Source organism: Actinomadura miaoliensis, from assembly GCF_039536785.1.
Taxonomy (GTDB): Bacteria; Actinomycetota; Actinomycetes; order Streptosporangiales; family Streptosporangiaceae; genus Spirillospora; species Spirillospora miaoliensis.
Window position 1 is genome coordinate 182,634 of the sequence record NZ_BAAAZG010000017.1, and the last position, 7,777, is coordinate 190,410.

Here is a 7,777-nt window from a genome sequence, read left to right on the forward strand (position 1 = left end):
CGGCTTCGGAAAGGGGTACACATGGCGACCGAGGTGCAGCGGGAGAAGTACGAAGAGGTCTTCGGCTACTACGACACCGACAACGACGGCGAGATCGTTCAGAGCGACATCGACGCTCTGATCGCGAGCTGGACCCACGAGTTCGGCGTGACGCCCGGCAGCGACGACTGGCGGCGGCTGGTCGACCTCGGCAACAGGCTGTGGTCGTCGATCGAGGGACACGACGTCGACGGCGACAAGAAGATCAGCAAGGAGGAGTTCACCGCCGCGCACGCCCAGCCCGGCTTCGTCGACGAGATCGCCATCCCGCTGGCGATGGCCGCGTTCGACCTGGCCGACACCGACAACGACGGCCAGATCTCCATCCAGGAGTGGCTGGCGTCCCAGAAGACCCACGGCCTCGCCCCGAAGGAGGCCGTGGACGCCTTCCAGAGCTGGGACACCGACGGCGACGGGTACCTGTCCCGCGACGAGTACCGCCGCTACACCGAGTCCTTCTACAAGGACGCGAACTAGCCGGGACGGGGGCGACCGCCCCCGTCCCGGAGCGTCCCCATCGCGATCGGGCGGGATCCGGCAGGCCGGGTCCCGCCCGTCGTCGTTCGCCGATGGCCTGGGGCAATGTGCCATGAGTGGCATTATGGGAGGCATATGAAGGTGAAGTGATGATCGGGAAAGTCCCTGCGTACGGCGATCCCTCGTCGCAGGAAGCTAGCGTTCCCTATAGTCGAGAGCTCCGACACCGCCGGGACGACGCCGCTGAAGGAGGCCGGTGCATGGAGCAGAGGACGGACATCCCGCCGATGTGGCCCATCGGTGCCAGCAAGGAGTACATCGACGCGCGGATCGAGCTGGCCAGGGCCGAGCGCAGGCTGCGCGACCAGATCGAGGAGGTCGCCGCGGCGCGGCGGCGGATGCCGCGGGGCGCCCTGCTCGACGACTACACCTTCAGCGAGGGGCCGCGCGACCTCGGCAGGGACGAGCCGGTCCGGGCCACCCGGCTCGCCGAGCTGTTCGGCGAGCACGACACGCTGTTCGTCTACCACCTGATGTTCCACCCCGACGAGGACGCCGCGTGCCCCATGTGCTCGATGTGGGTGGACGGGTTCCACGGGGTGTCCCACCACATCCGCCGGCACGCCGCGTTCGCCGTCATCGGCAAGGCGCCGCTGCCCAAGCTGCGGGAGTGGGCGCGGCGGCGCGGGTGGGACGGCCTGCGCATCCTGTCCAGCCACGGCACCGGTTTCAACGCCGACATGAACGCCGAGCGGCCCGGCGGGGCGCAGCGGCCCATGGCCAGCGTGCTGCTCAGGGAGGGCGACCGGGTGCGGCACTTCTACTCGCTGCCCGCCAACTTCCTGGACGACACCGAGCGCGGCATCGACCTGCTCAACCCCGTGTGGAACATCCTCGACATGTTCCCGCGGGGCCGCGGCGACTGGTACGCCGGCAACGACTATCCGGGACGCGAGCGCGGCTGAGACGCTGCGCGCCCGGCCGTGCGGCCGGGCGCCGATCGCTCCGGTGGGCACCGACCCGCCGGAGCGATTGCTATATACTCTTAAAGTCTTCGTCCGACCTTCGAGTGTTCGAGAGGTCCGGTGTGATCGACGAGCGGAGTGCCGGCCCCGTCCTGGTACGGGTGGCGCAGCGTCACGTCGACCACCGGCTGAAACGCCGCGACGCACCAGGTCACGAGATATCCCGGCGGGGAGAGGCCCGGCTGTCCCTGGACGAGGAGCTGTGCCGCCGGATGGCCGATCACCACCACGCCGCGCCCGCCCTGCAGGACGACGCCGGACTGCGCGCACAGTACCGCGAACTCAAGCGCCGGACGGCCGAGCTGTATCGGTCGATCACCACCGAGGCGGGCATCACGGTCCGGCCGTGGACGTCGCCCGGCCAGCCCTACCGCGACTCCCGCGACCTGCGCAGACGCGTGCGGAGCAGCGGCGTGCTGTGGGTGTACCCGACCCGCGCCGGGCACGGCCCGTCCTGCGCCACGGATCGACGGCATCCGATGCGCGAACCCTCCGGTGTCCAGGTCGACGGCGTCGAACTGTGCCACAACGACCTGTTCCGAGCCGTCCACGACGTCTTCGGGCACCTGATGTTCGGGCACGGGTTCGGACCGGCGGGCGAGTTCCGGGCCGCGTTCTGCCAGATGGCCCTCTACCCGCCGGACGTGCACCCGGTGCTGTTCACCGAGCAGGTGGGGCAGGTCGCCTGGTTCTTCTACGGCCCGCACCTGCGCCTGCGCGACGGGCGGCTGCCCCGGCGCGGCGAGCCCGGATACGTCCCGCCGCACCACCGCCCCTACCCCCAGCAGAAGGTCTTCCGGTTCGCCGAGGAGTTCGTCGAGGCGTTCCCTCGCATGTTCGACCTCGGCGCCACAGGAGAGGAGTCGTGATGGACGATCCGTCGCGGGCCACCGCGAAGGTCGGCCCCCCGCCGCCGGCCCCGCCCGGCGACGCGCACCCGGCACGCCTGCCCGAAGCGGTACGAGCCGACTTTCCCATCCTGTCCGCCAGGTTCGACGGCAACCCCCTGGTGTACCTGGACAACGCGGCCACGACGCACAAGCCGCGCGCGGTCCTGGACGCGATCGTCGACTACTACTCCACGGTCAACGGCAACGTCGGCCGCGGCCACTACGCGCTCAGCCGGGCCGCCGCCGACCGCTACGACCGGGCCCGCGAGGCGGTGCGCCGCGCCATCGGCGCCGCGCACGCCGACGAGATCGTGTTCTGCCGCGGCACCACCGACGCGGTGAACCTGGTGGCGGGCACGTTCGGACGGCGCGTCGTGGGCAGGGGCGACCAGGTGGTCGTCACGGGGATGGAGCACAACTCCAACCTGCTGCCCTGGCGGCGGCTGTGCGAGGAGGCGGGCGCCGAACTCGTGGTCGTCCCGGTCGGTGCGCACGGCAGGGTGTCGCGGGAGGACTTCTCCGCCGCGTTCGGTCCCCGGGTCCGCCTGGCGGCGGTGGCGCACGTGTCCAACGTCCTCGGCACCGTCAACCCGGTGCGCGCGCTGGCCGGCGTCGCGCACCGCAACGGCGTCCCCATCGTGGTGGACGGCGCGCAGGCCGTCCCGCACCGTCCGGTGGACGTGCGGGAACTGGACGCCGACTTCTACTGCTTCTCCGGCCATAAGGTGTACGGGCCGATGGGCGTCGGCGTGCTGTACGGCAGGCGTGACCTGCTCGCCGACACGGCCCCCTACCAGGTCGGCGGCGGCACGGTGAAGGGAGTCACACGCACCGGCCCGGTGCGGTACCTCCCCGCCCCGGGCCGGTTCGAAGCGGGCACGCCCAACATCGAGGGCGCCGTGGGGCTGGCGGCGGCCCTGCGCTACCTGCACGGGCTTGGGTGGGACGCCGTCAGGCGGCACGACCGGGCGCTCGTGCGCTACGCCGTGGCGGCGCTGGGCGAGATCGACCGGGTACGGGTCGTGGGCGATCCGGGCGCCGACCCCAGCGGCATCGTCTCCTTCGTCGTGGACGGCGTCCACCCCTACGACGTGGGCGGGCATCTGGACGCGCACGGCGTCGCGGTGCGCGGCGGCGTGCACTGCGCCGCCGACCTCCTCGACGATCTCGGCCTGCTCGGCACGGTGCGGATGTCGTTCGCCGTCTACAACAGCGAGGACGAGGTGGACCTGGTGGCCGGCGCGCTGCGCACCGTACGACCCGGGACGTGGACCCGTGAGCGCCCCACGGCACGGTTCCTGTGACATGACCGGCGGACCGAACATGCGCTTCGACACCCGGCTGGTGCACGTGGGCCAGGAGGCCGACGCCGGGACGGGCGACGTCGTCCCGGCGGTGCACGTCGCCACCACCTTCGAACGCCGCGTCCAGGACCCGCCGCGCTACTTCTACGCGCGCGGCGAGAACCCCACCGCCGAAGGCCTGGAACAGTGCCTGGCCTCGCTGGAGGACGCCCGTTTCTCGACCGTGTTCGCCTCGGGACAGGCGGCCGGGGCCGCCGTGCTGGCACTGCTGCGTCCGGGGCAGCGGCTCGTCGCGTGCGATGACGTCTACGGCGGCACGCACGCCCTGTTCCAGACGGCCGCCCGGTACGGCATCGGTGTCGAGCACGTCGACCTGACCGACCGGTCCGCCGTGGCCGCCGCGCTCGGCGACGACGTGGGCCTGATGTGGATCGAGACGCCGACCAACCCGCTGCTGAAGGTGGTCGACCTGGAGGAGGTGTGCGGGCTGGCCCGTGAACGCGGCGTGCGCGTCGTCGTCGACAACACCTTCGCCGGTCCTGCCCTGCAGCAGCCGCTGCGGTTCGGCGCGGACGTGTCGCTCTACAGCACCACCAAGTCCATCGCCGGACACTACGACGTCCTCGGCGGCGCCCTCGTCCACGACGACGCGGAGCTGGACCGCGCCTTCCGCTCCCACCGGGCGACGATCGGCGGCGTCCCCGGCGCGCTCGACTGCTTCCTGGTGCACCGCGGCCTGAAGACGCTGTCGCTGCGCACCGCCAGGCAGGTGCAGAATGCTCGTGCCCTGGTGGCGGCGCTGCGCGACTGCGAGCACGTCGGCGCGCTGCACTATCCGGGGCTGCGCGAGCATCCCCGCTACGAGACGGCGACGCGGCAGATGTCGGCGCCGGGCTCGGTGTTCAGCTTCCGGTACCTGGGCGACACGGACCGGGCACTGGGCCGTCTGCGGCTGTTCTCGGTGGCGGTCAGCCTCGGCGGGGTCCGCTCCCTCGTCGAGCGTCCCGCCACGATGACCCATGCCGCCGTCCCGCGCGACGTCCGGCTGCGGCTGGGCGTCACCGACGACCTGATCCGCGTGTCGGCGGGCATCGAGGACCCCGCGGACCTGCTGGACGACCTGCTCACCGCACTGCGACACGGAGGGATGCCATGACCGTCCGGCCGACGACGGGCGAGCCGGTGCGGCTCGACGGCGCGACCGCCACCGAGCTGCAGCGCGCGGGCCTGCCCGTCCGCGCGCCCTGGTGGAGCACGCTGGCGCTCAACGGCGAGGGCCACCGCCGCCTGCTGCGCGAGGTGCACGAACGCCACATCGCGGCGGGCGCGCAGGTGATCACCGCCAACACGTTCCGGTGCAACCCGCGCGCCCTGCGCCGGCTGGGGCTGGACTCGGCCGGGCTCGGATGGATGGTGCACGCCGCGGTCGGCGTCGCACGGGCGGCGCGCTCGGCCGCCAAGGCCGAGGACGTGCTGATCGCGGGGGCGATGGCGCCCGTCGAGGACTGCTACCGGCCCGACCTCGTCCCGCCCGACGAGGAGCTGCGCGCCGAACACCGCCGGCTGGCCGCGGAGCTGGTGGGGGCGGGCGTGGACCTGGTGCTCGTGGAGACCATGAACCGCGCCCGCGAGGCGCGTGTCGCGCTGGAGCAGGTGCGGGCGGCGGGCGGCCGGGCCTGGGTGAGCTTCGTGTGCGCGGACGGCGCGCGGCTGCTGTCGGGCGAGCCGCTGGCCGACGCCGCCCGCGCCGTCGAACGCGACGGCGCCGCCGCCACGCTGGTCAACTGCGCGTCCCTGGACGACACCGAGACGGCGCTGCGGGTGCTGCGCGACGCCTGCGACGGGCCCGTCGGGGTCGCGCCCAACCTGGAGGACCGCGGCGGGATCCCGCGCGGGCGGCACGTCGACCGCGTCCTGCCCGCCGCCGTCACCCCCGAGCGGTTCGCCGAACGCGTCGCGCGCTGGCGGGAGGAGTCCGGCGTCGACATCGTCGGCGGCTGCTGCGGAGCCACGCCCGCGCACATGGCGGCGCTGCACCACGCCCCGGCCGCCCCAGGCGCGCAGTGACGGGAGGACACGTGATCGATCCCGAGCAGGTCAAGACCGAGCAGCGGCGGTCCTGGAACGCCATCAGCGCGGGCTGGGACGCCACCCACGAGATCTTCGAGCGCGGCGGCGCCGCGCTGACCCGCCGCCTGCTGGACCTGGCGGACGTGCGGCCCGGCCGGCGCGTGCTCGACGTCGCCACCGGCATCGGCGAACCGGCGCTGAACGCCGCGGCCGCGGTCGGGCCGGGCGGACGCGTCGTCGGCGTCGACATCTCGCCCGCGATGCTGGCGGTGGCGCGTCGGCGGGCCCGGCTGCACGGGTGCCGCAACGTCGCGTTCGCCGAGGGCGACGTCGAGCACCTCGGCCAGCCCGAAGGCGCGTTCGACGTGGTGCTCAGCCGTCTGGGCCTGATGTTCGCCGTCGACCACGTCGCGGCGTTCCGCGGACTGCGCGCGGTGCTGGTGCCCGGCGGTGTGCTGGCCGCCGCCGTGTGGGCCGAGCCGGAGGCCGCGCCGATGATGTCGCTGGGGTACCGGGTGCTGGCCGACCGGCTCGACCTGCCCCCGCCACCGCCCGGCCTGCCCGGCCCGTTCAGCATGTCCGACCCGGGGCGCCTCGCCGCCGACCTGATCGCGGCGGGTTTCCAGGACGTGTCGGTGACCGCGTTCACCGTGCCGTTCCGGCTGGACGGCCCCGGCGAGTACGTCGAGATCACCAAGGCGATGACGCCGCCCCGGCTGCTCGGCCTGCTCCGCGACCGCTACGGCTCGGAGGACGATCCCGCGACGTGGGAGGCGGTCGGCGCGGCCGTGGCGCCGTTCGCCGCCGGCGGTGTCATCCCGCTTCCGTCGACCGCCCTGTGCGTGCGCGCCGTCGCGCCCTGACCGGTGTCACGGGGTGGCGCTGACCGCAGACATGGTGAAGCCGGCGATCCGCAGCGGCGGCATGGCCACGCGGGTGAAGTGGTCGCCCCACTCCCGGGGCAGCGTGCGCTCGGTGCGCCCCACCTCCGTGACGCGTTCCAGCAGCCGCAGCGGGCTCTCGTTGAAGCGGAACCCGTTCACCGCCCCCACGATCTCGCCGTTCTCGACCAGGTGGACGCCGTCGCGGGTGAGCCCGGTCAGCAGCAGCGACCGGGGGTCGACCTCGCGCAGGTACCACAGCGAGCCCAGCAGCAGCCCGCGCCTGGTCGCGGCCACCATCTCCGGCAGCGTCCGCCCGGGACCCTCCCCGCGCAACTCCAGGTTGTCGATCCAGGGGGTGACGGGGTGACCGGCCTGCCGCGCGGACGCCCGGGTGTGCACCAGCGCGGTCAGCACGCCACCGCTGATCCAGGTCGTCGGCCGCAGCGGCACCCCGTTGTCGAACACCGAGACCACCGGCCCGGACGAGCGGGCGACCAGGAACGGGGCGCATTCCAGCCCCGCCGCGGCCGGGTCGCCGCTCAGCGTCAGAGGCTGGTCGGTGAGCCGCTCGCCGACCCCGAGCCCGGTGCCGCCGGTGCCGGTGCCTCCGGGGTCCGCGGCGAACGGGCCGTGGCCGCCGAGGGCGTCCGCCGCGCCCGCCGCCCCGTACAGGTGGATCATCAGGTCGGCGACGCACGACGGGGACAGCAGCACCTCGTACGATCCCGGGGGCAGGTCGACGCGGCGCCGCGACCAGCCCAGCCTGCGCCCCAACCGGTCGTGCATGCCGGCGACGTCCCAGCGGCCGGTCGTGCCGGTGCCGGCCCAGGCGGACGCCGAGTGGTCGGAGGTCTTGGCCGTCAGGTCGAGCAGGCCCGCCGGCTGGACGTGCCGCGCGCGTGTTCCGGACGTGGTGGCCAGGTACGTCGTCGTGACCCGGCGTTCCGCGTACCCGTACAGCAGGCGCCGCTCGGCCCGCGCCCGGCGGAACGTCCGCCCGAGGTCCGGGACGAGTTCGTCCAGCACGTCGGGCGGGGGATCCGCCGGAGGCTCGTCCCAGCCGTGTTCGCGGCCCTGCGGGAGCGCGG

At 73.6% G+C, this 7,777-nt stretch carries 8 protein-coding genes; 7 read left to right on the top strand and 1 reads right to left on the bottom strand.

Annotated features, from left to right (window positions below; all coding sequences use genetic code 11):
• The first annotated feature begins 21 nt into the window (after positions 1-21).
• The 7 genes from ABD811_RS14700 (at position 22) to ABD811_RS14730 (ending at position 6,668) form a co-directional block, all read left to right on the top strand.
• Complete coding sequence (locus tag ABD811_RS14700) at positions 22-516, top strand: EF-hand domain-containing protein (protein WP_344946827.1); 495 nt, start codon at positions 22-24, stop codon at positions 514-516.
• A 260-nt stretch (positions 517-776) separates the two neighbouring features.
• Complete coding sequence (locus ABD811_RS14705; RefSeq protein WP_344946830.1) at positions 777-1,481, top strand: DUF899 family protein; 705 nt, start codon at positions 777-779, stop codon at positions 1,479-1,481.
• A gap of 122 nt (positions 1,482-1,603) precedes the next feature.
• A complete protein-coding gene (locus ABD811_RS14710) occupies positions 1,604-2,410 on the top strand; it encodes a crotonobetainyl-CoA--carnitine CoA-transferase (RefSeq protein WP_344946833.1) in 807 nt (268 codons plus the stop codon).
• Positions 2,410-3,735: an aminotransferase class V-fold PLP-dependent enzyme gene (locus tag ABD811_RS14715; protein WP_344946836.1), complete on the top strand. Its 1,326-nt coding sequence runs from the start codon at positions 2,410-2,412 to the stop codon at positions 3,733-3,735. The genes ABD811_RS14710 and ABD811_RS14715 overlap by 1 nt, the downstream gene beginning before the upstream one ends.
• Position 3,736: 1 nt before the next feature.
• Positions 3,737-4,891, top strand: a complete 1,155-nt coding sequence (locus ABD811_RS14720) for a trans-sulfuration enzyme family protein (protein WP_344946839.1) — start codon at positions 3,737-3,739, stop codon at positions 4,889-4,891.
• Positions 4,888-5,802, top strand: coding sequence for a homocysteine S-methyltransferase family protein (locus ABD811_RS14725; protein ID WP_344946842.1), 915 nt, complete (start codon positions 4,888-4,890; stop codon positions 5,800-5,802). Before ABD811_RS14720 ends, ABD811_RS14725 begins: the two co-directional genes overlap by 4 nt.
• An 11-nt stretch (positions 5,803-5,813) precedes the next feature.
• Entirely contained in the window at positions 5,814-6,668 is an 855-nt protein-coding gene (locus ABD811_RS14730; RefSeq protein WP_344946845.1) for a class I SAM-dependent methyltransferase, read from the top strand.
• 6 nt (positions 6,669-6,674) lie between these two features.
• Here ABD811_RS14730 and ABD811_RS14735 read toward each other — a convergent pair.
• Positions 6,675-7,777: metallopeptidase TldD-related protein (locus ABD811_RS14735; protein WP_344946847.1), on the bottom strand; the 1,103-nt coding region annotated here is incomplete at its 5' end.

Bases quoted from the DNA above. Each gene is read 5' to 3' on its own strand.
- ABD811_RS14700 (WP_344946827.1), top strand. From the start codon at position 22: ATGGCGACCGAGGTGCAGCGGGAGAAGTACGAAGAGGTCTTCGGCTAC.
- ABD811_RS14705 (WP_344946830.1), top strand. From the start codon at position 777: ATGGAGCAGAGGACGGACATCCCGCCGATGTGGCCCATCGGTGCCAGC.
- ABD811_RS14715 (WP_344946836.1), top strand. From the start codon at position 2,410: ATGGACGATCCGTCGCGGGCCACCGCGAAGGTCGGCCCCCCGCCGCCG.
- ABD811_RS14720 (WP_344946839.1), top strand. From the start codon at position 3,737: ATGACCGGCGGACCGAACATGCGCTTCGACACCCGGCTGGTGCACGTG.
- ABD811_RS14725 (WP_344946842.1), top strand. From the start codon at position 4,888: ATGACCGTCCGGCCGACGACGGGCGAGCCGGTGCGGCTCGACGGCGCG.